This window comes from Streptococcus australis ATCC 700641 (assembly GCF_000186465.1).
Lineage (GTDB): Bacteria > Bacillota > Bacilli > Lactobacillales > Streptococcaceae > Streptococcus > Streptococcus australis.
Genome location: NZ_GL636091.1, coordinates 168972 through 192122, shown reverse-complemented (window position 1 = coordinate 192122; position 23151 = coordinate 168972). Strand labels below are relative to the sequence as shown.

Here is a 23151-nt window from a genome sequence, read left to right as displayed (position 1 = left end):
AGGACTTATGAGAACAAAAAAAATGAAATATTTATGGTTTGTGGTCATCCTGGCAGTCTTTTGTTTGACTCTCTTCTTGGCTCGGACAAGAAGCAAGGTGGAGATGCGGAACCGCCTCTATCGTCAATGGACGGAACACTACCTCGTGACGGATGGAAAACAGTCCTATGTTCGTACGACTAACAGTGACCAAGAAACGGTTGTCTTATCAGAAGCGCAAGGTTATGGCATGCTAATCACAGTAGAGGCTGCCAAGAAAGACCTAGCCAATCAAGAGGATTTTGACCGTCTGTATCGGTATTATCAAAACAATCGCTTAGACGATACCCAATTAATGGCTTGGAAACAAATCATCAAAAAAGGGGAGCTTTCATCTGAGCATCAAAATGCGACGGATGGTGATCTATATATAGCCTATGCCTTGATGGAGGCAGCAAAACAGTGGCCTGAAAAAGGTAAAGGCTATCAACAGCAAGCCAAGGCTATCTTGGACGATATTCTCAAGTACAACTACAATGAGACAACGGGTGTCTTGACCGTTGGGAATTGGGCCAATCAAGATTCCGAATTCTATCACTTGATGAGAACCTCTGATACCCTTCCATCCTTTTTCCAATCCTTCTATGAGTTGACTGGAAATGAACAATGGTTAAGTATTAAAGAGAAGATGTTGGCCCAGCTTGACGCTATCAGTTCACAAACTAAAACAGGCCTTCTGCCAGACTTTATGTGGGTAGATGAACAAGGAGCGCGTGTAGCGGATCCAGATACCATCGAATCCAAGTACGATGGTGCTTATTCTTACAATGCTTGTCGTCTGCCATACAACTTGGCTCAAAGCCAGGACAAGACCAGTCAAAAATTGGGCAAGAAGATGCTGGATTTCTTCATGAAGCAACGGAATATCTATGCAGGCTATGATCTGAAAGGCAATGCCCTTCATCAGTACCAAGCAGCTAGCTTCATTGCTCCGGTATCTTATGCGGCTGAAAATGGAGATGGCTATCTCAAATTGGTGCAGCAGAACAAGTTTATCTTTATGCAAGATCTATCAACAGAAAATTATTACGATGCAACCATGACAACCATGATTGCCCTTCAATTGTTCTAATGGATCATCATTTGAAAAACTGAGAACTTTAGGTTCTCAGTTTTTTCTTGTCAAAAAATAGCCTTTCTCTCCTCCATAAGGGGAGATTTTGAAAGAAAAGCATGAAAATGTTCGGAAAATTTACTTTATCTTTCTTTCATAAGCAGAATTCTTTTGTTATCAAAGGATTTTATATATAATATTGGATACAAAGGACGGAGAGAAATATGTATCAAGTAATTGAAATGTATGGGGATTATGAACCCTGGTGGTTTTTAGAAGATTGGGAGAAGGACATTGTCACTAGTCAGAGTTTTGATGACTATTATGAAGCCCTCAAATACTACAAACGCCAATGGTTACTTTTAAGAGAGCAATCTCCATTATTTAAAAGTAGAAGTGATTTAATGACGATTTTTTGGGATCCTGAGGATCAGCGCTGGTGTGAAGAGTGTGCGGAATACGTGCAACAATATCATTCAGTCGCCTTGTTAGAAAACGATCAGAAGATACCGAGAAGCAAGCGCCGTCCAGGCTACGAAAAAGAGAATGCCCACACGGCTCATCGCTCTTGTAAGCTAGACTACGAGAGCAATAATCTATAGGAAGAGAAATTCAATATGCAGTTGAGTTTCTTTTTTTTGCTCTTTTTTCTAAATCCAGCGCTAGTTGGCCAATTAATTGCGAATTATATAGTGAAAGGAGGAAATATGGTTCAAGAAATTGCACAATCCATAATTCGAATGGCATCGAATGCCGAAGCTCAGGATATTTATTTTGTTCCTCGAGCATCAGACTATCAGCTCTTTCTAAGGGTTGGGGATGAGCGACGCTTTGTCGAGACCTATTCGCAAGAACAAATGGTAGCGGTCATCAGTCATTTTAAGTTTATGGCAGGGATGAATGTGGGGGAAAGGCGCCGGAGTCAATTGGGCTCCTGTGACTATTCTCTAGGGGATAAGGTCTTGTCCTTACGCTTGTCTACTGTGGGAGACTATAGGGGATACGAGAGTTTAGTTATTCGCCTGCTCCACAATGAGGACCGGGAGCTCCGTTTCTGGTTCGACCAACTTCAAGAGCTAGAAGAGAAGGTGAGTAAGCGGGGGCTCTACTTATTTGCGGGTCCAGTCGGATCGGGGAAGACAACACTGATGCATGCCCTGGCCAAGAAAAAATTTTCGGGGCAACAAGTCATGTCGATTGAAGATCCCGTAGAAATTAAGCAAGAAGAGATGCTGCAACTGCAGCTCAATGAAGCGATTGGCATGACTTATGATAGCTTGATTAAACTGTCTCTGCGTCATCGCCCGGATCTCCTCCTCATCGGAGAAATTCGTGACACGGAGACAGCTCGTGCAGTTATTCGGGCTAGTCTGACAGGTGTGACGGTCTTTTCTACCATCCATGCCAAGAGCATTCCTGGGGTTTATGAACGCCTACTGGAGTTGGGGGTGAGTGAGGAGGAGTTACGGATTGTCCTTCAAGGGATCTGTTACCAGCGTTTGATAAAGGGAGGAGGTGTCACTGACTTTGCCATCCAAGATTACCAAAACCACTCCAGTCAACAGTGGAACCAGCAAATGGATGCGCTTTATGAAGCGGGACATATTGAGCTGGATCAGGCGCAAGCCGAAAAAATTATCGATTGCTAAGCAAGAACATGTCATTGAACTCTTTCACAATCTCTACAGCAGTGGCTTTCATCTATCAGAGGTCATCGACTTTCTTCGGCGCAGTCAATTGGTAGAGGCAGATTTTGTCGAGAGGATGCAGGTCGGACTTGCCAACGGGAAGCCCCTGTCAGCCATTCTCTCTGATCTAGGTTTCTCCGATCAGGTAACGACTCAATTGGCACTGGCGGAGCAGCATGGAAATGTTACCTTAAGTTTAGAAAAGATCCGTAGCTACTTGGAAAATCTGACCCAGGTTCGAAAGAAACTAGTTGAGGTGGCGACCTATCCCGTGCTCTTGTTGGGATTTTTGATCTTGATTATGCTGGGGCTGAAAAATTATCTCTTGCCCCAGTTGGAGAATCAAAATGGGGCGACACGACTGATTAGTATCTTTCCCCAGTATGTTTTGTTAGGGAGTGTGTTGCTGACGATTGGAGTTTTGATGCTCCTTTTCCTAGGCCGTCGTGCCAAACGGCTGGCCCTGGTTTCATGTTTGGCTAGATTTCCTTTTCTTCGCCCCTTCTTACAGGATTATCTGACCGCTTTTTATGCTCGAGAATGGGGAAGTATGATTGCCCAAGGGTTGGAGCTGAATCAAATTTTTCCTGTGATGCAGGGGCAACGTTCCCGTCTCTTTCGAGAGATTGGACAGGATTTAGAAGTAGCCTTGGCTAGGGGGATTTCTTTTTCTGACCATATTCAGACTTATCCTTTCTTTAAACGAGAGCTGGCCCTCATGATTGAATATGGGGAAGCCAAATCCAAACTCGGTAGTGAGTTGGAGATCTATGCAGACAAGACTTGGGCAGGCTTTTTCCATCGTTTGAACAAGGCCATGAATGTCGTCCAACCGCTGGTCTTTATCTTTGTCGCTCTCATGATTGTTTTACTCTATGCAGCCATGTTGCTGCCGATTTATGAAAATTTGGAGGTTCCTTTATGAAATCATTGCATACACTCAAAGTAAAAGCTTTTACACTGATTGAAATGTTAGTTGTTTTGCTCATTATCAGCGTTCTTCTCTTGCTCTTTGTTCCGAACTTGACCAAGCAGAAAGATTCGGTAACAGATACAGGAAATCGAGCAGTCGTCAAAGTCGTGGAGAGCCAGGCTGAGCTCTATGAACTCAATCATCAGAATGAAAAAGCTAGTCTTTCTAAGCTAGTCGCAGAAGGACAAATCACTCAAAAACAAGCAGAAGCCTACCGTGCTCACTATGTGAAGAATGCAGGTGATCACCGTGCGGTTGGAGATTAAGGCTTTTACCCTTCTAGAGAGCTTACTAACTCTAGGTATCGTCAGTCTTCTATGTTGGCTGCTAGCTGGGTCAGTCCATCAAGCCTTTGGGCAGGTGGAAGAAACATTGTTTTTCTCGGAATTTGAACGGGTCTATCAGGAGACACAAAAGATGAGTATTGCAAAAGAGGAGAGAGCTCTTCTTTCCATCGACCACGGTGGGGTTCATAGTCCCTATCAAGAATTACCGCTTCCAAAAGGGGTGGAAGTGGTCAGAGAGAAGCAACTGACCTTTGATCCAGCAGGAGGCAATTCAAGCCTGACCAAGATTCAATTTCAGACAGAGAAAGAGGTGGTGACTTATCAGTTGGCAATTGGGAATGGAAAAATTAAAAAATCGACGGCTCCCCGCTAGTCTCTTGTTAGAAGGACTGATTGCCTTAGCGATGTTTGGTGTCCTCACGACCCTTGTGCTGGGAGAGCTAGGGGACTCGCGACAGCAGCGCTTAGAAGAGTTGAGACAAGGAGAAGTCTTGCGAGTCGCAAAAATGGCGATCCAGACCAGGCAGGATCAATTGAGCATCAATCAGGTCAGTGTCCAGGTGGAGAGGTCTGCCAAGTCCTTAAAGGTCTATCATGAAGGAAAGGTTGTGATTGCTGTTGAAAAGAACTAAACTGCCAGCCTTTACTTTACTGGAGGCCTTGGTTGCCCTGCTCGTCATCAGCGGTGGTTTATTGGTGTTTCAAGGATTGACAAGCCTTTTGCGTCAAGAACTCCAGTACCAAAGTCACATCAAGCAAGAGGAATGGTTGCTCTTTCAGGACCAGCTGGACATTGAATTGTCTCGTAGCCAATTTGAAGAGGTCAGAGATAACAAATTCTATCTTGTTCAGGATCAAAAACCCATAGCCATTGGACTGGCTAAGGGGGGAGATATCCGAAAGACAGATGCGACTGGCCGTGGCTATCAACCGATGATAGATGGAGTTGAATCCGCCAGGATTGAAAAAAGAGGAGATCTGGTGTCTATTCAACTGCGCTTTGAAGAAGGGTTAGAAAGGGAGGTGGTCTACCGTGTGGTGGAAAAGGATAAAAAAGAAGCAGATTGAGGCCGGGATCCTTCTTTATGCCCTTTTTATGTCGGCGGTTTTTAGTCTCTTGCTTCAGTTTTACCTGAACAGACAAGTGGCAGAGAGACGGATCCTCCTTGCTAGTCAGCACCGGATCCAGGCTTATGCGCAAGCTCAATTGGCGATTGATACTTGGGATCGGGAAGAAAAAACCATAACCTTCTCAACTGGTCGAGTCGATTTGGAAGAAAAATCGGGCTTTGCCAACGTAACGAGTCACTTACAAGATGGGGGAAGCTATCATTTCACCTTTGCTCTACCTCCTCGTGAAAAGAAAAAAACCGACAAGAAGGAAAAGGAGAAGCAGGCTCCAGATTCGGCCACAGACCACCCGACCACGACTGAGGAAGAGAAGCCTCAGGCCTTCGAAAAGCATAGCGAAAACTCTTAAAATTTGATATGATTAAGAGATGGAGGAAAGCATGAATTTCGAAAAAATTGAGAAAGCCTACGGCTACCTATTAGAGAATACCCAAACTATCCAAAATGATTTGCAGACCAACTTTTATGATGCTCTAGTTGAGCAGAATGCCATCTATCTGGATGGGCAAACAGAGTTGACTCTAGTGAAGGAAAACAACCAGCGCCTGAAGGACTTGAACTTAAACAAGGAAGAGTGGCGTCGTTCCTTCCAGTATCTTTTGATGAAGGCTGCCCAAACAGAGCCCCTACAGGCCAATCACCAATTTACGCCAGATGGGATTGGATTTCTTCTGGTCTTCCTAGTGGATCAGTTGGCGAGTTCCGATCAAGTAGATGTGCTAGAAATGGGGAGTGGAACAGGGAACTTGGCCCAAACCTTGATGAACAACTGTCAGCGTTCCTTAGATTATTTGGGCTTGGAAATTGATGATCTCTTGATTGACCTTGCGGCTAGTATGGCAGAAGTGATGAAGGCGGATGTGAATTTTGCCCAAGGTGATGCCATTCGTCCACAAGTTTTGAAAGAGAGCGATGTGATTATCAGCGATTTACCTGTCGGTTATTATCCAGATGATGCCATTGCGAGTCGTTACCAGGTCGCTTCCCCTCAGGGCCACACCTATGCCCATCATTTATTGATTGAACAATCGCTAAAATACTTAAAGCCGGGTGGTATCGCTATTTTTCTAGCTCCGAATGATCTTTTGACGAGCGAGCAGAGCCCTCTCCTGAAAAAATGGATGCAGGATCATGCTCAGGTCTTGGCCATGGTTACCTTGCCAGAGAACCTCTTTCGATCAGCCAATCTAGCAAAAACCATCTTTGTTTTGCGCAAGCAAGAAGAAGCGGAGGTCCAACCATTTGTCTATCCCTTAACCGATTTGCAAGATCAGGAAGACGTCATGAAATTCCGTGAAAGTTTTCAAAACTGGAATAAAGAAAGTGAAATTTAAACAAAATTTTGCTATAATAGGAGTGAAAACGCTTAAAGAGGTAAAAAAATGACGAAAACAATTGCAATTAATGCAGGTAGTTCAAGTTTGAAATGGCAATTATACCAAATGCCAGAAGAAACAGTTTTGGCAAAAGGGCTCATCGAGAGAATTGGACTCAAAGATTCCATTTCCACAGTAAAATTTGATGGTCGAGCAGAAAAACAAGTTTTAGACATTGAGAACCACACACAAGCGGTTAAAATCCTTCTAGATGATTTGATTCGTTTTAATATTATTGCTTCCTATGATGAAATCACTGGAGTAGGACACCGCGTCGTTGCAGGTGGTGAGTACTTCAAAGAGTCTGCTCTTGTAGATGAAGAAGTGCTTCAAAAGGTAGAAGAACTTTCTTTATTAGCGCCTTTGCATAACCCTGCAAACGCTGCTGGAATTCGCGCCTTTAAAGAGTTGTTGCCAGACATCACTAGCGTGGTGGTATTTGACACTTCTTTCCATACAACAATGCCTGAAAAAGCTTATCGTTATCCTCTTCCGACAAAATATTACACTGAAAACAAGGTTCGTAAATATGGAGCTCACGGGACTAGCCATGAGTATGTAGCCCATGAAGCGGCTAAACTTCTTGGGAAACCAATCGAAGAGTTGAAATTGATCACTTGTCACATTGGGAATGGAGCTTCTATTACAGCAGTAGATAAAGGGATCTCCGTGGATACTTCTATGGGATTCACTCCACTTGGTGGTGTGATGATGGGAACTCGCTCAGGTGATATCGATCCAGCAATCATCGCATATTTAATGGAACATACAGATGACTTCAAGACTCCGGAGGACATTAGTCGTATCTTGAACAGAGAATCAGGACTTCTTGGAGTATCTGAATTTTCAAGTGATATGCGTGATATTCACGAAGCCATGCGCAATGGGAATGATAAGGCACTTTTAGCAAACGATATTTTTGTTGATCGTATTAAGAAATACATCGGGCAATACTTTGCTGTCTTGAATGGAGCAGACGCCATCATCTTTACAGCTGGTATCGGAGAAAACTCTAAAACAATCCGTGGACAAGTCATTAACGGGATGACTTGGTTCGGCTGTGATGTGGATCCAGAAAAGAATGTCTTTGGTGCAGAAGGGGATATTTCAACACCAGATGCCAAAGTGAGAGTCTTGGTAATCCCAACAGATGAAGAGTTAGTCATTGCCCGTGATGTAGAACGGTTGAAAAATAAGCAATAAAATGAATGAAACATGCAGAAAGAGGTGGCTTTTCTAGCCCCTCTTTTTCATCTGCTAACCATTTAGATGAGCTCTATAGACAACAGGCTTGCCGAGCTTACATATCTATGGTATACTAGAAAAATAGTTTGAACATAGAGGTAAAATGATGGAAAATTGGATGGAGAAAAAATGGGTTTCAAATGGTCTGTGGTTACTAATTGGAATACCGTTATTGTTAGCAACCCAACTACCCATGGTCGCTTTGATCTTGGGGATTGAAAATGCTTGGTCAAATTGGACGATCAATAGTCTGATCCTTGGGGTTACCATGCTCCTCGTCTATTTGCTTTGGTGGTTTATGAAATGGAGTCCACTTGATCCACTAGATTTTTCACGGATTACAGGCAGAGATATTGGGCGAAATTTCCTTTATTTTTTGCTTCTACTTGCAAATAATATTGTGGGGGCTACAGTGCTTCGGAATATAGGAGAGACCACTACAGCCAATCAGGAAACAATTCAGGGGCTTTCTTCCTTGGCCCCTCAGCTGGCAATGGGTTTGCTCATTGTTGTAGTGGCACCTTTAGGAGAAGAAATTATCTGTCGTGCTGTGATTCCCCGCTTGATCTTTAAGGGGCACGAAAAAATTGGTTATTTGGTTGGGGCTCTTGTTTTTGCCTATTTACATACACCAAGTAATCTTGGTTCCTGGATTATCTATGGGGGCATGTCCCTCATCTTGACTTGGGTTGCCTACCGCTACAAACGAGTAGAATATTCGATTTTATTGCACTTTACCATGAATGCTTTTGCCTTTCTGATAACTATTCTGGTTTCTTTTCTTCCCGCTTAAAATATGGTAGAATGATAGGACCAATGGGTTTTATTCAGAAGCTTTGGTAAGCTACCAAAGAAGCATCTAGGCGCAGATAGAGACAAACTCGGAGGTTGGAAAGATTCTAACCTCTTTTCTATGCTTGGTTGGCATTTCTGTAGAAAGATGAAGGAAGATATGTCAAAGAGTGAATGGAGACAACTAGGCAAGGATAGGACACTTCTATGTGGCATCCTCAATGTCACCCCCGACTCCTTTTCAGATGGGGGGCGTTACCAAACGGTAGATAGAGCTCTCGAGCAAGCTCGAAAGTTAATAGCAGAAGGGGCAAGCATACTGGATATTGGTGGGGAGTCCACACGTCCAGGGAGTCATTTTGTGGAAATTCAGGAAGAAATCCAGCGAGTCGTGCCCGTCATTGAAGCGATTCGAGCAGAGAGTGATATCTTGATTTCGGTTGATACTTGGAAGTCAGAGGTCGCTCGTGCAGCCCTAGCAGCTGGCGCAGACTTGGTCAATGATATCACAGGCCTGCTAGGAGATCCGCAAATGGCTGGGGTGATTGCAGAAGCTCAGGCTGGAGCCATTCTTATGTTTAATCCAGTCATGGCTCGTCCTCATCATCCAAGTTCCGTCATTTTTCCGACCTTTGGTTTTGAGCCGGCCTTTTCATCAGAGGAGTTGGCGCAGTTTGAAGGTCTCTCTATCCAAGACTGCATGTGGACCTTCTTTGCTAAGAGCCTTGAGCTAGCAGAGGAGGCGGGATTGAGTCCGGATCAACTCTTCTTAGATCCTGGGATTGGTTTTGGCTTGACCAAGCGGGAAAACCTCCAACTTTTGCAGGACTTAAAAACCATTCATGCTAAGGGGTATCCAATCTTTTTAGGAGTCTCTCGGAAGCGCTTTGTGGTTAATATTCTGGAAGAAGAGGGATTTGAGACTGACCCTGAAACGAAAGAAGGATTCTACAATCGGGATTTGGCATCCAGTCATTTGACGAGTGTGGCTGCCAGCCAAGGGGTAGAAATTGTGCGTGTGCATGATATCCCCCTCCATAAGATGGCGGTAGCTATCGGTAGTGCGATCTACCAAGCCGATCAAGCGCAGGACCTTCATTTGAAACAATATCGCTAAAGAAAAGAGAAGAGATATGACAGTAGATCTCAGTTGGTTAGCTACTTATCGTTCTTCCGAGCCCCATTTTGGCTTGGAGCGAATGGAAGCCCTGCTGGCCTTGAGGGGAAACCCACACTTAGCCTGTCCTGTAATCCATCTAGCTGGGACCAATGGAAAAGGATCGACCCTAGCCCATTTACGGTCTTTACTAGAGGCGAAAGGGTTGCGGGTTGGTGTTTTCTCCTCCCCCTATCTAGTTTCCTTTCATGAGCAAATCAGTATTAATGGGCTTCCCATCTCAGATCAGGATTTAGAAACTTATCTGTCCCTCTATCAGGACTTACTTGCAAAAAACAGTTCTGATCAGACCTTGCTGGGCTTGACCGAGTTCGAGTTGCTGACCGTCCTGGCTTTTGATTATTTTGCAGCAGAAAAGCCGGATGTGGTCATTTTGGAAGTGGGCATGGGTGGTCGTCTCGATAGTACCAATGTTTGTCAGCCTATTTTGACAGCCATCACGACGATTGGCTTGGACCATGTGGCTCTCTTAGGGCCGGATTTGGCCTCCATTGCTCAAGAGAAGGCGGGAATCATCAAGGAAAAGATTCCGGTCTTGCTAGGCCGGATGGAACTGGAAGCCCAAGAAGTCATTGTGCAGCGGGCGAACTGCTTATCGGCACCAGTAGAGCTGTTAGGTCAGGACTTTTTAGTTAGCTACCAAGAGTCACTGGCAGACGGGGAAGTTTTTGGCTATCAGAGCCAGTATCGGGAAGAAATGCAACTAAAGACAGGGCTCTTGGGACTTCATCAAGTCGACAATGCTGGACTGGCTCTGGCTCTCTGCGATACCTTCTGTCAAGAAAAGGGGCTCTCTTTCTTAAGCCGAGAAGAAATCCTCCAAGCTTGGGAAGGGGTCCAGTGGCCGGGACGCCTAGAGGTTATTTCGACCCAGCCCCTCATCATTCTAGATGGCGCCCATAATCCGCATGCAGTAGCCCCTCTTGTAGCCACCATAAAAGAACGGTATGGACAGTTGGACAAACAAGTCTTGTTTACCTGTATCCAGACTAAGGCGATTGAGGAGATGCTAGAACTATGGAGCGGATTGGAAAAGAGTCAATTAACCTTGACGACCTTTGAGGATTCACGCGCCTATTCCGTGAGAGACATGCAGGAAATAGCCCATCAAAAAGGCCTGCCTTATCAAGAATGGAAGGTGTTTTTAACCCAATATCTAGAAAGAAAATTGCAACAATCTGATCTCCTCTTAGTGACGGGATCCTTGTACTTTTTGGCTCAGGTGAGAGCCTTTCTAATCGAAGAAATCAGTAGGAGATAACATGGATACAAAGAAAATTCAAGAAGCCGTGAAGATGATTATCGACGCAGTCGGTGAAGACGGAAGCCGTGAGGGCTTGCAAGAAACACCAGAACGCATTGCCAAGATGTACCAAGAGATTTTTGCAGGTCTCAACCAAACTGCGGAAGTCCACCTATCAAAATCTTTTGAGATTGTGGACAACAATATGGTGGTAGAAAAGGATATCTTCTTCCACTCGATGTGTGAACACCATTTCTTGCCCTTCTATGGCAAGGTCCACATTGCCTATATCCCAAATGGGCGCGTAGCGGGCCTCTCTAAGCTAGCTCGGACAGTGGAAGTGTACGCCAAAAAGCCTCAAATCCAGGAGCGCTTGACAGTGGAAATCGCGGATGCCTTGATGGAGTATCTGGGAGCGCAGGGAGCCCTTGTCTGGGTGGAAGCAGAGCACATGTGCATGAACATGCGTGGGGTACGCAAACCAGGGACAGCTACTGTAACGACAGCAGCGCGTGGCTTGTTAGAGACAGATAAAGACCTGAAAAACGAAGCCTATAAACTAATGGGACACTAATCCCTAGATAAACTGAGGTGACGATGGTGGATCAATTACGGATCAAAGATTTGGAAATTTATGCTTATCATGGTGTGTTTTCCGCTGAAAAGGAATTGGGGCAACGCTTTGTCCTGGATGTCTGTGTCGATTATGAGATGACAAAGTCTGCTCGGACGGGCGATTTGACGGCTTCAATCCATTATGGAATCTTAGCAGAGCAACTGACAAATTGGGTTCAAGCTGAGAAAATTGATTTGATTGAGACAGTAGCTTTTCAGCTTGTGGAGAAGATTTTTGCAACCTATGACTTTGTCAAAAAGGCTCGACTGGAGCTGAAAAAACCTTGGGCGCCAGTTCCTCTACCTTTGGATACTTGTTCGGTCACGATTGAACGAGAAAAAAGACGAGCCTTTATTGGTCTGGGAACCAATATGGGCGATAAGGGACAACAGTTGGAGACGGCTGTATCTAGACTAGAAGAAAAGGGGCTTACGATTCTCCAAACCTCTTCTCAGATTGAGACAGCACCTTGGGGAGGGGTCGAGCAGGATAGCTTCCTCAACCAAGTCGTAGAGGTCGAAACTTGGTTTACGCCCCAAGACTTGATTGAGACCTTGCTAGGAATCGAACTAGAAATGGGCCGGATTCGTGAGATCAAATGGGGACCACGGGTCATCGATTTGGATCTCCTTTATATGGAGGATTTGATCCTCTATAGTCCAGATTTGATTCTCCCTCATCCGTATGTGGCAGAACGGGCATTTGTCCTAGAATCCTTGAATGAAATTGCTCCTTACTTTGTGGATCCTGTCCAAAGAAAACAGATCCGACAACTGTGGGAGGCTGTGAAAGAAACATAAGGTAGTTGACCCTTAGGTCAACTACCTTTTTTACCTTGACAGGTTGACTGAGCAGGAGTATACTATGCATAAATAGATTAGGGGTAGGTGGGCGTCATGAAATCTTATCTTGTAAAATGGTTGATCGCGATTGTCTTGGCTGTTTTTTTCCTTTGGTTGAGTTTGGAAACGGACTTACTGCCAAAAGAAGCGTATCCCCTTCTCCTTGTCCCGATACTGATTGTGGGCCTCTATCTTTTTAAGGAGAGGTAACTCTCCATCCAATTAAACTATGAAAAATCCCCTGGGTGCCAACTGGTTCAGGCACTCAGGGGATTTTTTGTATATGGAGCTAGGACCAACGGTCTAGCCTTGCCTTTCTTTATTTGCGGTACAAGCGATCGTATTGGTAAACTGGATCCATGGTCACATGAATGCCCAGTTTGCGAAGAACGTTCTTATCTTCGTCTGTCAACATGACTGTTGAATGGGCTTCGCTCCCTTTCAATCGACCCAATTCTTGCATGGCAAGATTTGCCTCTGGATGGTTCATGGCGGTAATGGCGAGGGCGATGAGGATTTCATTTGAGTGGAGGCGAGGGTTGCGACTGCCCAAGTGGTTGATCTTCAAGCCTTGGATTGGTTTCACATATTCTGGCTCAATCAACTTGGTTTCTTTATCAATATGGGCCAATTTCTTGATGGCGTTGATGAGAACAGCTGCCGTTGGACCAAATAAGTCAGAAGTCTTACCTGTCACGGTTTCTCCGTTCGGCAATTCCAGTGCCAAGGCAGGTTCACCGGTTTCTTCCTCTTTTTGACGGGCAAGGACGGTGACTTGGCGGTCTTTTGGTGAAATGCCTAAGTCATTCATCAAGAGTTCAATTTTCTTAATAGCTCCGTTTCCGACACGCTCTGCCTTCACATCTAGAATGGTTTGGTAGTAACGGCGGATAATTTCTTGCTTAGAGGCTTCAATCGCTGCGTCATTGTCCACGATGGCAAAGCCGACCATGTTCACACCCATATCTGTTGGGGAAGCGTAAGGAGATTCTCCAAGGATGCGTTCCAACATCCGCTTCAAGACAGGGAAGATTTCGATATCCCGGTTGTAGTTGACCGTTGTTTCGCCATAGGTTTGGAGGTGGAATGGGTCAATCATATTGACATCGTCAAGGTCTGCAGTAGCAGCTTCATAGGCCAAATTCACTGGGTGATGCAAAGGCAGGTTCCAAACTGGGAAGGTTTCAAATTTAGCATAACCAGATTTGATGCCATTTAATTGGTCATGGTACATGTTGGACATACAAGTCGCCAATTTACCAGAACCAGGACCAGGAGCTGTCACGACAACGAGATTACGGCTAGTTTGAATGTAGTCGTTTTTCCCCATTCCCTCAGGAGAAATGATGTGGTCCATATCCGTTGGGTAGCCCTTGATTGGGTAGTGGAGGTAAGAGGCGATACCGTTCTTTTCCAACTGTTTGCGGAAAAGGTCTGCAGCTGGTTGACCAGCATATTGAGTGATGACGACAGAGCCGACATAGATGCCCAATTCATTGAATTTATCAATCAAGCGGAAGACCTCTTGGTCATAAGAGATTCCTAGGTCACCACGCGCTTTTGAATGCTCAATGTTATTGGCATTAATAGCAATCACAATCTCCACTTGGTCACGAAGTTCTTGGAGAAGCTTAATTTTGTTATCTGGTTCATAACCAGGAAGGACACGAGCTGCATGGAAATCTTCCAACATTTTTCCTCCAAACTCTAGGTAGAGCTTGCCATCAAATTGGTTGATGCGCTCGAGGATGTGATCGCGTTGCAAATTCAAATACTTTTCGGAACTAAAAGCTTGTTTCTTCATTTAAACCTCCAATAAAGAAGCGAGGGTGATCTTTAGCGGTGCTCCGCCTTTCACATAGGGAAAGGGGAGTGCAAAAGAACACCCGTTGCAATATTCATTCAGTATTATATCAAAAAAACCCCAAAATGGGGGTTTAAAAGAATTATTTTGGAAAAATATTAATAATTCTTAATTAAATCAACGGTTGAACGATCCAATTTTTTGACCAAGGCTTGAAGGAAGGCTTGGGCTTGAAGGAAGTCATCCATAGCGTAAAGGGTCTGGTGGGAGTGGATGTAGCGTGCGCAGACTCCGATGGTAGTAGATGGCACTCCACCGCTTCGTAAGTGGGCTACTCCAGCATCCGTTCCGCCTTTTCCACAGTAGTATTGGTACTTGATGCCGGCTTCTTCAGCGGTGGTGAGGAGGAAGTCCTTCATATTTGGCAACATGAGGTGACCTGGGTCAAAGATGCGAAGGAGGGTTCCCTCGCCGATGGCTCCTTGGCCTCCGTAGACATCTGCAGCGGGAGAACAGTCAACAGCTAGGAAGATTTCCGGATCAAACTTGGTCACAGAAGTCCCTGCACCGCGCAGTCCGACTTCTTCTTGGACAGTTGCTCCGACATAGAGCTCGTTTGCTAGGGCTTGTCCAGAGAGGGCTTGTGCCAATTCGCTGACCATCAAGACCCCATAACGGTTGTCCCAAGCTTTGGAGATGATGTTTTTCTGATTGGCTGTTAAGATTGCAGTGCTTTCAGGGACCAAGGTGTCACCTGGACGGATCCCAAAGCTCTCAGCTTCTTCTTTGTTGGCAAAGCCACCATCAAAGACAATATCTCCGATTGCGGGAAGGGCAGGACCGTTTGCGCCCCGTGTCAAATGCGGAGGAACAGATCCAGAAATGACAGGGTAGGAATGGCCATCGCGGGTCAAAAGGGTGAAACGTTGGCTGCTGACCACCATAGGGTTCCAACCACCGATTTCCACCACGCGGAAGGTGCCGTCTGCCTTGATCTCACTGACCATAAAGCCAACTTCATCCATATGGCCTGCGACCATGATGCGAGGAGCATCAGCCACTTCTGAGTGGCATACCCCAAAAATACTTCCCAAGCCGTCTGTGACCACTTCATCCACATGTGGAGTGATCTGTTTGCGTAGATAATCGCGAACAGGCGCTTCGTGGCCAGAGATGGCAGGAAGTTCTGTTACTTCTTTGATTTTAGAAAATAAATCAGTCATAAGTTACCTTCTTTCTGATTGTTATTTTATCACTTTTTTAGTTGAGATGGTAGTGGCAGTTGACGGGAATGAAAGCAGATCGTCATGATGGGGAGAACTATTCTCCTTCGTTGTCCCAGCTTGTATTTTGTGTTACAATATGAGGTATGAAAGCTAAAAAAATCATTTTATCCAGCCTTGCAGCAGCTAGTGCAAGTGCTCTTGCCCTTGGGGCCTATAAAATTGCCAAAGATCAAAAACGTCTACGGACGCAAGAAGAGTTAGTCGCAGAAGTCCGTGAGCAAATGGAGAATATGGGGAAGATTGCGACCCTTTATGTGGAACTCTATGAATCAAGCGAAGAGCGTTTGGTAGGAGGGATCGTATTTGAGGATGAGCGCCACTATCGCTTTGTCTATGAAGAGGGTCTCCTTCAGTATGAAGAGGAAAAACTATGATCATTCCACAGTCCTTAGAGGAATTAGCCCGCTACGTCGAGCAAGAAGGAAAGAAGGTTTTCTTCTTTTCAGCGGATTGGTGTGGCGATTGCCGGTATATCCAGCCCTTTTTGCCAGAGATTGAAGCAGAAAACCCTGAATTTACCTTCATTTTGGTTGACCGAGACCAGTATCTAGACCTGGCTAAGCTTTGGGATATCTATGGCATTCCGAGTTTAGTGGTCCTAGACAAGGATCGGGAACTGGGGCGTTTCGTCAATCGTGATCGCAAAACCAAGGCTCAGATTTCAGAATTTTTAGCAGGATTGAAGTAGGAGAAAGAGAAAGAATGATTGTAACCTATAATAAAGAACAAGTCGGTGATGTCTTAATGCTCACCTTGAAAAATAGTGGGGATGCCAAGTTAGCAGTCGAGCGCAAAGGCAAAGTAGCCCGTGTCTACCGTGAAGACAAGCAAGAAACAGTGGCCTGGAATATTTTTGAGGCTTCGACTTTCTTTGCCCTTGACGGCAAGGGGCAACTTTTCTTGAGTGATGAGCAAGTTGCACGCCTCAATCAAGAATTACAAGCTGAAGGATTTGCAGAGGTCTTGGTTAATGACAAGGAGCCTAAGTTTGTCGTGGGGCAAATCGTTGAAATGGTTGCTCATCCAGATAGTGACCACCTCAACATCTGCCAAGTGGCTGTTGGACTAGACAAGACGGTTCAGATCGTAGCAGGTGCACCAAATGCGCGTGAAGGCCTCAAGACAATCGTGGCTCTACCAGGTGCGATGATGCCAGATGGCAGCTTGATTTTCCCAGGAGCCCTTCGTGGAGAAAAGAGCTTTGGCATGATGTGTAGCCCACGCGAATTGCACTTGCCAAATGCACCACAAAAACGTGGTATTATTGAATTGCAGGATACAGAAGAGGTGGGAACTCCATTTGACCCCGCTCGTCACTGGCAAGGATAAGAGAGTGGGACAGAAATCCGGCCCCTCAATTGTCTTTGGATTGTCGAGCAAGACGCAGTGGTTGAGTGGGCTCTACTACGCTGATTTCATCAGTTTTTACAGCCCTACTCAACTGTGCGGAGGTGGGACGACGAAATCGAATTCTAACGAATTACCGATTTCTGTCCCACTCTCTTTTTTTTATTTTTTCCTCAAATAGCTAGAAAACTACGAATTATATAAGTAGGAGGAAGAAATATGTACAATAAAGTAATTTTAATCGGGCGCCTTGTGGCTGACCCGGAGCTTCATAAGACCAGTACGGATAAGTCCGTTGCGCGTGCGACCCTGGCTGTCAATCGGCGTTACAAGGATCAAAATGGCGAGCGTGAGGCGGACTTTATCACCCTAGTGGTCTGGGGGAAATTAGCAGAGACCCTTGTATCCTATGCCAACAAGGGGAGCTTGCTCTCAGTAGATGGCGAGCTTCGAACCAGACGTTATGAGAAGAATGGGACGACCCAATATGTGACAGAAGTGCTCTGTCAAGGATTCCAGCTCTTAGAAAGTCGCGCTCAACGAGCGATGCGGGCTAATGGAGCAGGAGGAGATTTAGCGGATCTGATCCTCGAAGAGGAAGAGCTTCCATTTTAACAGAAGAAAACGGTGCAGCTGGTCAGCTGTGTCGTTTTTTCTTTTTCGAAACTTCTTACTGAAGTTGTAGGGAGAAGTTATTATCTAGATAGAGACGTAAAACGCATTCATTTCCGAGAGACCTTCAAGCTCTTGGTAAAAAATGCTATAATAAAAGGTATTAAATGCGAACGAAAATGTTTGATGTAGCAAAATAATCCGTTTTTAAGAGGAGAAGAGATGGAATTAGAAGAGGAAATCGTTCAAAAGAAACGGAATCGAGCGATGATTTATGCGATATTTTGGAGCCTGATTTTTGTGGTAGTGGTCATCTACTTGAATGCTAGTCAACTAAAGCCTGTTCCTGGTCAAATGCGGATTGGCGTGACTTACATGACCATGAACAATGAATTCTATCAAACGCTTAATGCAGAGATTGAACGAGTGGCTGACGAAAAAGGGGACTTGCTTCTAGTTCGTAATCCAGAGTTAGACGAAGAAAAACAAAGTCAACAGATTGATTATTTTCGTAAACAAAAGGTCAATGTGATTGTGATTAATCCTGTAAAAGGAGATAGTCCTAAAATCATTGCTTCCCTGAAGAGAGCCCAACAAGCAGGGATTAAAATCATTGCAGTGGATAGTCAGCTCAGCCATTTCACGGTGGATGCCAGTGTGGTGTCGGATAATTACCAGGCAGGGGTCTTGGTCGCCCAGCGCCTGATGAAGCAGAAAAATGGGGCGAAAATCCTACTCTTAGAGCATAAGGGGACAGTGTCGGCTGAGCAACGTATTCAAGGGTTCTTAGATACGATTCAGTCGGAGCCTGCCTATCAGGTTGTTGGGAGAGAAGAGACTCGTGGTCAAACAGAATTGGCCTTGCCAGCTGTTTCCCAGGTCATTCAGGATGGTCTGGTATTTGATACCGTCGTAGCCTTAAATGATCGAGCGGCCATCGGAGCCCTTGCGGCAATCAAGGAAAACCAACTAGCCATGCCGATTTCTATCTATGGAATCGATGGCTCTCCAGATATGAAGGTATTGCTCTCAACGACGGATGATATCGAAGGGACGGTTGCCCAATCTCCTCTTAAAATGGGGAGACAGGTGATGCAAGTGATTGAGTGCATGAGGACAGGTAAATCCTACAAGGAGCAATATAAGATTCCAGTTGAGATGATTGATAAGGATAATGTTGACCGATACGATGTCAACGGGTGGCAGTAATGACCAAGCTTCGTGGCATTCGTTATAGTTTGATTTTATTGAAAATTATTAATTTCATCGCCATTTTATTTAGTAGTTCGCTCTACTTACATGCGACCAATTACATCATCGCCAAGGGGCAAGGCTATCAATTGTTGGAGCAATTGAGAGAAATACCGAGTTCCCCAGCTCAGAATTTTTGGATCTCCATCCTTCTCTTTGGAGGGATTCTTCTCATTACCTTTTATCGGATGCGCCCAGGGACACAGGAGTGGTCGGTTTTTGACAAGTGGAATATCCTAGAAATATTGCTGATGTTAGGTGTCATGATGTCCCTCAGCTTCTCCTACAATGGGATCATCCTCTTGGTATTTGCTGATATCTTTTATGGTTCTAAAGAGTTTAGTAGTTCCAAGGACAGGCGCTACTGGTTTGCCTTTATCCTTCTGAGTTTCATAGTCCTCCTTGTGACCAATTATGACATTCTCTCTCTCGTTGTACAGTTGCCTTCGCTGGATACCTATATCGCCTTTTATCCTTCATCGATTCGGATGCTTATTCTATTTGCTAAAAATGCGCTAGCTTCCTTAAATATGGTTGTCTTTATTATTTCTCTTCTCTTTTACATTTTATCGGTAGTAGCAGAGCACCATCGAATCGAAAAAGAGTTAGAAATGGTATCGCAAGTTAATACGGAATTAAATAGCTACATGGCCCTTTCGGAAAAGATTGCGGAGGACCGGGAGCGCAAGCGGATAGCACGGGAAATTCATGATACTCTAGGCCATGCCTTGACAGGCATTTCTGCTGGGATTGATGCAGTTGGGGTTCTGATTGATATTGACCCTGGTCGTGCCAAGACCCAGCTGCAATCGGTCTCTACGGTGGTACGGGATGGAATCAAGGACGTCCGGGGCTCTTTGAACAAGCTTCGGCCAGGTGCCCTAGAGGATCATACCTTGAGGGATGCGGTTTTGAAATTGGTTCACGAATACCAAGTCATCTCCCACCTGCAAGTCGATCTCACCTATGACTGGGATGAGGTTGATCTGGATGTCATGGTGGAGGATACCGTCTTTCGCGTGATTCAGGAATCCATGACCAATTCTGTCCGCCACGGTCATGCTAGCCATATGCAGATTTCCTTTTTGGTGGAAGATGCCTATATCATGATTCTCCAAGATAATGGGGTTGGTTTTGACCACCTGCAGGTTGGCTATGGTTTGAAACAAATGCGAGAGCGGGTTTCTATCTTGGGAGGAAGGATCGAATTTGCCAATCGAAATGGATTTTATACACGAATTGAATTGCCCAAAGAAAAAGGAGGAAATCTTTTATGATCAAAGTAATGATTGCGGATGATCAAGCGCTGATTCGCGAATCGCTCCAAATTATTTTGTCTGCTCATCAAGATATTCAGGTGACTTCTGCAGTGGCAGATGGTCATGAGGTGCTAGAGCGAATCCCCCAAGATCGACCAGATGTTGTATTGATGGATATTCGTATGCCTAAGATGGATGGTGTGATGGCGACAAAAGAAGTCAAGGAACGCTTCCCTGAGGTAAAAATCATCATTCTAACCACCTTCGACGATGATGATTTCATCTTTCGGGCTCTGAAATATGGAGCTTCAGGGTATTTGCTCAAAGGGGCTTCCACAGAGGAACTCTACCAAGCCATTCAAATTGTCTATCATGGGGGAGCCATGATTAACCCCAATATTGCCAGTAAGGTTTTTCAGATTTTTTCTCAGATGGCTCAGAGCAATTATACAATCTCCGTTTCTGAAGAATATGTGAGCGACTTATCCCTGACCGAATGGCGGATCATCCAGCAGGTTGGTTTTGGGGAGTCTAATAAGGAAATCGCAGCCAAATTGTTCCTATCTGAGGGAACGATTCGGAATTACCTATCAACCATTTTGTCTAAGTTGAACTTGCGGGATCGGACCCAGTTGGCTATTTGGTCTGTTCAAAAAGGTGTGACCACTAAGGACTTTGGAACAGAAAGTGATAGCCGATGAAGAAAAAACGTAAGATTCGAGGCTCCAGATTGTTTCTAGGCTTGCTTTTGCTTTTTCTACTTGCTGGAGGGATTTGGTGGCAGCGTCAGCCTAAGCTTGTCCGCTTGGGGGTCTACGCTGGATCTAGCTGGGATGTGCCCACCCAAACGGAAGAAAAAGTCTTGGACCAAGCGATTGCTCGTTTCGAAAAAACGCATCCAGGGGTAAAGATTGTCTACGAAAGCGGGATTCCGAAGAATCAGTATGCGAGCTGGTTAGCCAATCAGATCCTCCATGGACAGGAGCCAGATCTATATATGGTATCCAGTACTGAGCTCCCGGTGTTAGCTGCGCGTGGGGCGGTAGAAGATTTGACCCCCTTGATGGACAAACAGGTCGATCCTTCTCATTTTTATCCAGTTGCCCTAGAAGCAGGTAAATACAAGAACCGTCAGTATGCCCTCCCATTTGAGAGCAATCCTGTTTTGATGTGTGTCAATAAAGATTTATTGGAAAAGGAAGGGATTGCTATTCCGAAAGAGGGGTGGACTTTGGAGGAATTTTATACGATTTGTCAAAAAGTGACGCGGGATACAGATGGAGATGGTGAGCTAGATCAGTTTGGAAGTACAGATTATACCTGGAGGGAGGCCTTGGCAGCTCATGGTGGCCAGCTTTTCCGTCAGGATAACATTAATCTGACGAGTAAAGAAATGAAGCGCTCGCTCTATTTTGTCGAAAAACTCGAAGCCCTTCATGGGAATTTCAATGTTACTTCTAAGGATTTTGATGAAGGCAAGGTCGCTTTTTATCCGATGACCTTGGCCCAGTACCGAACTTATAAACCTTATCCCTATCATGTTGCCAAATATTCAAATTTCACTTGGACCTGTATCCCTATGCCCGGGGCTTCTGGATCAACTCCGTCAACCTTAGTGGATACGTCCTTGTTTGCTCTGTCTTCTCGGGCCAGTGCTAGCAAGGAGGCCAAGGAATTCATGGAATTTTTGACCCAGGACCAGCAGGTCCAGCAGGACCTCTTCCGGCAGTCGCAGGGGACCTCTGTCCTCCCTTCGGTGGTCAATAGTTCGGAAAGTCGGGACCTTCTTAAAGCGGATGATTTCGGGGTTGATTCCTTGACGAATCGGACCCTGGACCAGATTATGAAAAAGGCTGTCCTAAGTACTCCTGGCAACCTACCCGATGATATCTGGGATCGATTGGATTATTTGATTTATAATGCTCTAAAAGCAAAGGATATTGATAATCAATTGCCTCAAATTCAAAAGATTATTGAGGAAATGCTTCGGGAGAAGTTTCGTTAAGAGCAACTAGGCATCTGTCAAGTGACAGATGTCATTTTTTTATTGACAGATGTCAACTTTTCTTTGTGACAAATGACAATAGTAAAACGCTTTCAAAAACAATACAATAAGGTCATCATAAAGGAGGAGAAAGGATGAAGTATCTGGTATTGGTCAGTCATGGTGGACTGGCAGAAGGTCTGAAAAGTTCGCTGGCAATGTTTGCTGGGGATAAGATAGATCAGGTGATTGCGGTCGGACTGAAAGAAGGCAAATCGGTAGATGATTTTGCTCATGATTTTCGTCAGGCGATTTCCCATTTAACAGATGAGGACTCTGTCTTAGTTCTAGCAGACATTGTAGGTGGCAGTCCTTTGACAACGGCAGCGACAGTGCTAGAGGAGCAAGGAAAGCTGAGTACAGCCTTGATCTTAGGTGGAATGAACTTGACCATGGCGTTGACAGCAGTTGTGATGAAGGACATGATGGAGGGGGCTGATTTAGCCCAGGTGATTTTATCCGAAGCTTCCACTGCCTTGCAAGAATTTGCCCTTGCCCCGGTAGAGGGTGACGATGAAGAAGATGATGATATTTAACTAAGGGAGGTTAGAAAATGGTAGTATCATTTGTACGGATTGACGACCGTATGATCCACGGTCAAACAGTAACTCGATGGGCTAAAGAAAAGCCTTGTGATGGCTTGATCGCCGTCAACGACGCAGCAGCTTCCAACAAGGTCTTGATTCAAGCCTATAAAGGGGCTTCAGATAAGAAAACCTTTGTTTGGACCAAGGAAGCTTTCAAAGAAAAATCTGCCAAAGTAACGGAATCAGAAACTCGCTATTTCTTGATTACCAAGAACCCCATCGATATGAAAGAAATTTTGGTCGACCAAGGGTTTGTCCCAGGGGATGTTAAAGAAATCATTGTTGGTCCTGCAAATGACCGTCCAGGTGCTGTGAAATTGGGGAACAACCAATCCATCACCCAGGAAGAAGCAGAAGCCATTGAAGCTATTCAGGCTGCCGGCTACAAGGTGAAATTCCAGTTGTTGCCAGATGTTTCCATCGGTTATTGGGATGATTTTAAATCAAAATTCGGATTCTAGGGGGGAGAGCATCCTAGCTCTTCGTCACTAAACTATA

28 protein-coding genes are annotated in these 23151 nt (G+C 45.0%); 26 read left to right on the top strand and 2 right to left on the bottom strand.

What is annotated here, in order from left to right; all coding sequences use genetic code 11:
• The first annotated feature begins 7 nt into the window (after positions 1-7).
• The 16 genes from HMPREF9421_RS00960 to folK all read left to right on the top strand — a co-directional run bounded on the left by HMPREF9421_RS00960 (position 8) and on the right by folK (position 12421).
• Positions 8-1111 (top strand): family 8 glycosyl hydrolase, encoded by a 1104-nt coding sequence (locus HMPREF9421_RS00960; protein ID WP_006595140.1) that lies wholly within the window; start codon positions 8-10, stop codon positions 1109-1111.
• 206 nt (positions 1112-1317) lie between these two features.
• A complete protein-coding gene (locus tag HMPREF9421_RS00955) occupies positions 1318-1695 on the top strand; it encodes a DUF1033 family protein (protein WP_006595139.1) in 378 nt (125 codons plus the stop codon).
• Positions 1696-1800: 105 nt separating this feature from the next.
• Entirely contained in the window at positions 1801-2742 is a 942-nt protein-coding gene (gene comGA / locus HMPREF9421_RS00950) for a competence type IV pilus ATPase ComGA (RefSeq protein ID WP_006597118.1), read from the top strand.
• Positions 2675-3706 (top strand): competence type IV pilus assembly protein ComGB, encoded by a 1032-nt coding sequence (gene comGB / locus HMPREF9421_RS00945; protein WP_408022506.1) that lies wholly within the window; start codon positions 2675-2677, stop codon positions 3704-3706. Before comGA ends, comGB begins: the two co-directional genes overlap by 68 nt.
• The gene (comGC, locus tag HMPREF9421_RS00940) at positions 3703-4020 is read left to right on the top strand and encodes a competence type IV pilus major pilin ComGC (RefSeq protein ID WP_006595136.1); all 318 of its coding nucleotides are present in this window, start codon (positions 3703-3705) and stop codon (positions 4018-4020) included. The genes comGB and comGC overlap by 4 nt, the downstream gene beginning before the upstream one ends.
• A complete protein-coding gene (gene comGD, locus HMPREF9421_RS00935; protein WP_040802795.1) occupies positions 3989-4414 on the top strand; it encodes a competence type IV pilus minor pilin ComGD in 426 nt (141 codons plus the stop codon). Before comGC ends, comGD begins: the two co-directional genes overlap by 32 nt.
• Positions 4380-4673 carry a competence type IV pilus minor pilin ComGE gene (gene comGE, locus HMPREF9421_RS00930; RefSeq protein WP_006595134.1) on the top strand — a complete coding sequence of 98 codons (294 nt, stop codon included), beginning with the start codon at positions 4380-4382 and terminating at the stop codon, positions 4671-4673. The genes comGD and comGE overlap by 35 nt, the downstream gene beginning before the upstream one ends.
• Complete coding sequence (comGF, locus tag HMPREF9421_RS00925) at positions 4657-5109, top strand: competence type IV pilus minor pilin ComGF (RefSeq protein WP_040803180.1); 453 nt, start codon at positions 4657-4659, stop codon at positions 5107-5109. The genes comGE and comGF overlap by 17 nt, the downstream gene beginning before the upstream one ends.
• A complete protein-coding gene (comGG, locus tag HMPREF9421_RS00920) occupies positions 5075-5521 on the top strand; it encodes a competence type IV pilus minor pilin ComGG (protein ID WP_006595132.1) in 447 nt (148 codons plus the stop codon). Before comGF ends, comGG begins: the two co-directional genes overlap by 35 nt.
• Before the next feature lie 31 nt (positions 5522-5552).
• Positions 5553-6506: a class I SAM-dependent methyltransferase gene (locus HMPREF9421_RS00915; protein ID WP_006597125.1), complete on the top strand. Its 954-nt coding sequence runs from the start codon at positions 5553-5555 to the stop codon at positions 6504-6506.
• A 48-nt stretch (positions 6507-6554) separates the two neighbouring features.
• Positions 6555-7751 (top strand): acetate kinase, encoded by a 1197-nt coding sequence (locus tag HMPREF9421_RS00910; RefSeq protein ID WP_006595130.1) that lies wholly within the window; start codon positions 6555-6557, stop codon positions 7749-7751.
• 145 nt (positions 7752-7896) lie between these two features.
• A complete protein-coding gene (locus HMPREF9421_RS00905) occupies positions 7897-8586 on the top strand; it encodes a CPBP family intramembrane glutamic endopeptidase (RefSeq protein WP_006595129.1) in 690 nt (229 codons plus the stop codon).
• A 159-nt stretch (positions 8587-8745) separates the two neighbouring features.
• Positions 8746-9702 carry a dihydropteroate synthase gene (folP, locus tag HMPREF9421_RS00900; RefSeq protein WP_023022082.1) on the top strand — a complete coding sequence of 319 codons (957 nt, stop codon included), beginning with the start codon at positions 8746-8748 and terminating at the stop codon, positions 9700-9702.
• A gap of 16 nt (positions 9703-9718) precedes the next feature.
• The gene (locus tag HMPREF9421_RS00895) at positions 9719-11023 is read left to right on the top strand and encodes a bifunctional folylpolyglutamate synthase/dihydrofolate synthase (protein WP_006595127.1); all 1305 of its coding nucleotides are present in this window, start codon (positions 9719-9721) and stop codon (positions 11021-11023) included.
• Position 11024: 1 nt separating this feature from the next.
• Positions 11025-11579, top strand: a complete 555-nt coding sequence (folE, locus tag HMPREF9421_RS00890; protein ID WP_006595126.1) for a GTP cyclohydrolase I FolE — start codon at positions 11025-11027, stop codon at positions 11577-11579.
• Positions 11580-11605: 26 nt separating this feature from the next.
• Positions 11606-12421 carry a 2-amino-4-hydroxy-6-hydroxymethyldihydropteridine diphosphokinase gene (gene folK, locus HMPREF9421_RS00885; protein ID WP_040803178.1) on the top strand — a complete coding sequence of 272 codons (816 nt, stop codon included), beginning with the start codon at positions 11606-11608 and terminating at the stop codon, positions 12419-12421.
• Positions 12422-12782: 361 nt separating this feature from the next.
• On the opposite strand, the gene HMPREF9421_RS00880 is transcribed toward folK, so the two are convergent.
• Positions 12783-14267 carry a DUF1846 domain-containing protein gene (locus tag HMPREF9421_RS00880; protein ID WP_006595123.1) on the bottom strand — a complete coding sequence of 495 codons (1485 nt, stop codon included), beginning with the start codon at positions 14265-14267 and terminating at the stop codon, positions 12783-12785.
• A gap of 158 nt (positions 14268-14425) precedes the next feature.
• The gene (gene pepA / locus HMPREF9421_RS00875) at positions 14426-15490 is read right to left on the bottom strand and encodes a glutamyl aminopeptidase (protein WP_006595122.1); all 1065 of its coding nucleotides are present in this window, start codon (positions 15488-15490) and stop codon (positions 14426-14428) included.
• Positions 15491-15636: 146 nt separating this feature from the next.
• On the opposite strand from pepA, the gene HMPREF9421_RS00870 reads away from it, so the two are divergent.
• From HMPREF9421_RS00870 to HMPREF9421_RS00825, 10 genes are all read left to right on the top strand, one after another.
• On the top strand, positions 15637-15927 hold the full coding sequence (locus HMPREF9421_RS00870; protein ID WP_006595121.1) for a DUF4651 domain-containing protein: 291 nt from the start codon (positions 15637-15639) through the stop codon (positions 15925-15927).
• On the top strand, positions 15924-16241 hold the full coding sequence (locus HMPREF9421_RS00865) for a thioredoxin family protein (protein WP_006595120.1): 318 nt from the start codon (positions 15924-15926) through the stop codon (positions 16239-16241). The genes HMPREF9421_RS00870 and HMPREF9421_RS00865 overlap by 4 nt, the downstream gene beginning before the upstream one ends.
• A 14-nt stretch (positions 16242-16255) precedes the next feature.
• Positions 16256-16882 carry a YtpR family tRNA-binding protein gene (gene ytpR, locus HMPREF9421_RS00860; protein ID WP_006595119.1) on the top strand — a complete coding sequence of 209 codons (627 nt, stop codon included), beginning with the start codon at positions 16256-16258 and terminating at the stop codon, positions 16880-16882.
• A gap of 237 nt (positions 16883-17119) precedes the next feature.
• A complete protein-coding gene (locus HMPREF9421_RS00855) occupies positions 17120-17515 on the top strand; it encodes a single-stranded DNA-binding protein (RefSeq protein WP_006595118.1) in 396 nt (131 codons plus the stop codon).
• 219 nt (positions 17516-17734) lie between these two features.
• Positions 17735-18721, top strand: a complete 987-nt coding sequence (locus HMPREF9421_RS00850) for a substrate-binding domain-containing protein (protein ID WP_006595117.1) — start codon at positions 17735-17737, stop codon at positions 18719-18721.
• The gene (locus tag HMPREF9421_RS11175; protein WP_006595116.1) at positions 18721-20040 is read left to right on the top strand and encodes a sensor histidine kinase; all 1320 of its coding nucleotides are present in this window, start codon (positions 18721-18723) and stop codon (positions 20038-20040) included. Before HMPREF9421_RS00850 ends, HMPREF9421_RS11175 begins: the two co-directional genes overlap by 1 nt.
• On the top strand, positions 20037-20723 hold the full coding sequence (locus HMPREF9421_RS00840; RefSeq protein WP_006595115.1) for a response regulator transcription factor: 687 nt from the start codon (positions 20037-20039) through the stop codon (positions 20721-20723). The genes HMPREF9421_RS11175 and HMPREF9421_RS00840 overlap by 4 nt, the downstream gene beginning before the upstream one ends.
• Complete coding sequence (locus HMPREF9421_RS00835) at positions 20720-22027, top strand: ABC transporter substrate-binding protein (RefSeq protein ID WP_006595114.1); 1308 nt, start codon at positions 20720-20722, stop codon at positions 22025-22027. Before HMPREF9421_RS00840 ends, HMPREF9421_RS00835 begins: the two co-directional genes overlap by 4 nt.
• A 134-nt stretch (positions 22028-22161) precedes the next feature.
• Positions 22162-22602: a PTS sugar transporter subunit IIA gene (locus HMPREF9421_RS00830; RefSeq protein ID WP_006595113.1), complete on the top strand. Its 441-nt coding sequence runs from the start codon at positions 22162-22164 to the stop codon at positions 22600-22602.
• Between the two features lie 17 nt (positions 22603-22619).
• Positions 22620-23114 (top strand): PTS sugar transporter subunit IIB, encoded by a 495-nt coding sequence (locus HMPREF9421_RS00825; RefSeq protein ID WP_006595112.1) that lies wholly within the window; start codon positions 22620-22622, stop codon positions 23112-23114.
• Positions 23115-23151 lie beyond the last annotated feature (37 nt).

What these genes read in the sequence shown, in the direction of transcription:
- HMPREF9421_RS00905 (WP_006595129.1), top strand. Translation starts at nt 7,897, where the DNA reads ATGATGGAAAATTGGATGGAGAAAAAATGGGTTTCAAATGGTCTGTGG.
- folE (WP_006595126.1), top strand. Translation starts at nt 11,025, where the DNA reads ATGGATACAAAGAAAATTCAAGAAGCCGTGAAGATGATTATCGACGCA.
- HMPREF9421_RS11175 (WP_006595116.1), top strand. Translation starts at nt 18,721, where the DNA reads ATGACCAAGCTTCGTGGCATTCGTTATAGTTTGATTTTATTGAAAATT.
- comGD (WP_040802795.1), top strand. Translation starts at nt 3,989, where the DNA reads ATGCAGGTGATCACCGTGCGGTTGGAGATTAAGGCTTTTACCCTTCTA.
- comGA (WP_006597118.1), top strand. Translation starts at nt 1,801, where the DNA reads ATGGTTCAAGAAATTGCACAATCCATAATTCGAATGGCATCGAATGCC.
- ytpR (WP_006595119.1), top strand. Translation starts at nt 16,256, where the DNA reads ATGATTGTAACCTATAATAAAGAACAAGTCGGTGATGTCTTAATGCTC.
- HMPREF9421_RS00850 (WP_006595117.1), top strand. Translation starts at nt 17,735, where the DNA reads ATGGAATTAGAAGAGGAAATCGTTCAAAAGAAACGGAATCGAGCGATG.
- HMPREF9421_RS00855 (WP_006595118.1), top strand. Translation starts at nt 17,120, where the DNA reads ATGTACAATAAAGTAATTTTAATCGGGCGCCTTGTGGCTGACCCGGAG.
- comGE (WP_006595134.1), top strand. Translation starts at nt 4,380, where the DNA reads ATGGAAAAATTAAAAAATCGACGGCTCCCCGCTAGTCTCTTGTTAGAA.
- HMPREF9421_RS00870 (WP_006595121.1), top strand. Translation starts at nt 15,637, where the DNA reads ATGAAAGCTAAAAAAATCATTTTATCCAGCCTTGCAGCAGCTAGTGCA.
- HMPREF9421_RS00910 (WP_006595130.1), top strand. Translation starts at nt 6,555, where the DNA reads ATGACGAAAACAATTGCAATTAATGCAGGTAGTTCAAGTTTGAAATGG.
- HMPREF9421_RS00830 (WP_006595113.1), top strand. Translation starts at nt 22,162, where the DNA reads ATGAAGTATCTGGTATTGGTCAGTCATGGTGGACTGGCAGAAGGTCTG.
- HMPREF9421_RS00840 (WP_006595115.1), top strand. Translation starts at nt 20,037, where the DNA reads ATGATCAAAGTAATGATTGCGGATGATCAAGCGCTGATTCGCGAATCG.
- folP (WP_023022082.1), top strand. Translation starts at nt 8,746, where the DNA reads ATGTCAAAGAGTGAATGGAGACAACTAGGCAAGGATAGGACACTTCTA.
- HMPREF9421_RS00835 (WP_006595114.1), top strand. Translation starts at nt 20,720, where the DNA reads ATGAAGAAAAAACGTAAGATTCGAGGCTCCAGATTGTTTCTAGGCTTG.
- HMPREF9421_RS00955 (WP_006595139.1), top strand. Translation starts at nt 1,318, where the DNA reads ATGTATCAAGTAATTGAAATGTATGGGGATTATGAACCCTGGTGGTTT.
- HMPREF9421_RS00825 (WP_006595112.1), top strand. Translation starts at nt 22,620, where the DNA reads ATGGTAGTATCATTTGTACGGATTGACGACCGTATGATCCACGGTCAA.
- HMPREF9421_RS00915 (WP_006597125.1), top strand. Translation starts at nt 5,553, where the DNA reads ATGAATTTCGAAAAAATTGAGAAAGCCTACGGCTACCTATTAGAGAAT.
- comGB (WP_408022506.1), top strand. Translation starts at nt 2,675, where the DNA reads ATGCGCTTTATGAAGCGGGACATATTGAGCTGGATCAGGCGCAAGCCG.
- HMPREF9421_RS00895 (WP_006595127.1), top strand. Translation starts at nt 9,719, where the DNA reads ATGACAGTAGATCTCAGTTGGTTAGCTACTTATCGTTCTTCCGAGCCC.
- HMPREF9421_RS00960 (WP_006595140.1), top strand. Translation starts at nt 8, where the DNA reads ATGAGAACAAAAAAAATGAAATATTTATGGTTTGTGGTCATCCTGGCA.
- HMPREF9421_RS00880 (WP_006595123.1), bottom strand. Translation starts at nt 14,267, where the DNA reads ATGAAGAAACAAGCTTTTAGTTCCGAAAAGTATTTGAATTTGCAACGC.
- HMPREF9421_RS00865 (WP_006595120.1), top strand. Translation starts at nt 15,924, where the DNA reads ATGATCATTCCACAGTCCTTAGAGGAATTAGCCCGCTACGTCGAGCAA.
- comGC (WP_006595136.1), top strand. Translation starts at nt 3,703, where the DNA reads ATGAAATCATTGCATACACTCAAAGTAAAAGCTTTTACACTGATTGAA.
- pepA (WP_006595122.1), bottom strand. Translation starts at nt 15,490, where the DNA reads ATGACTGATTTATTTTCTAAAATCAAAGAAGTAACAGAACTTCCTGCC.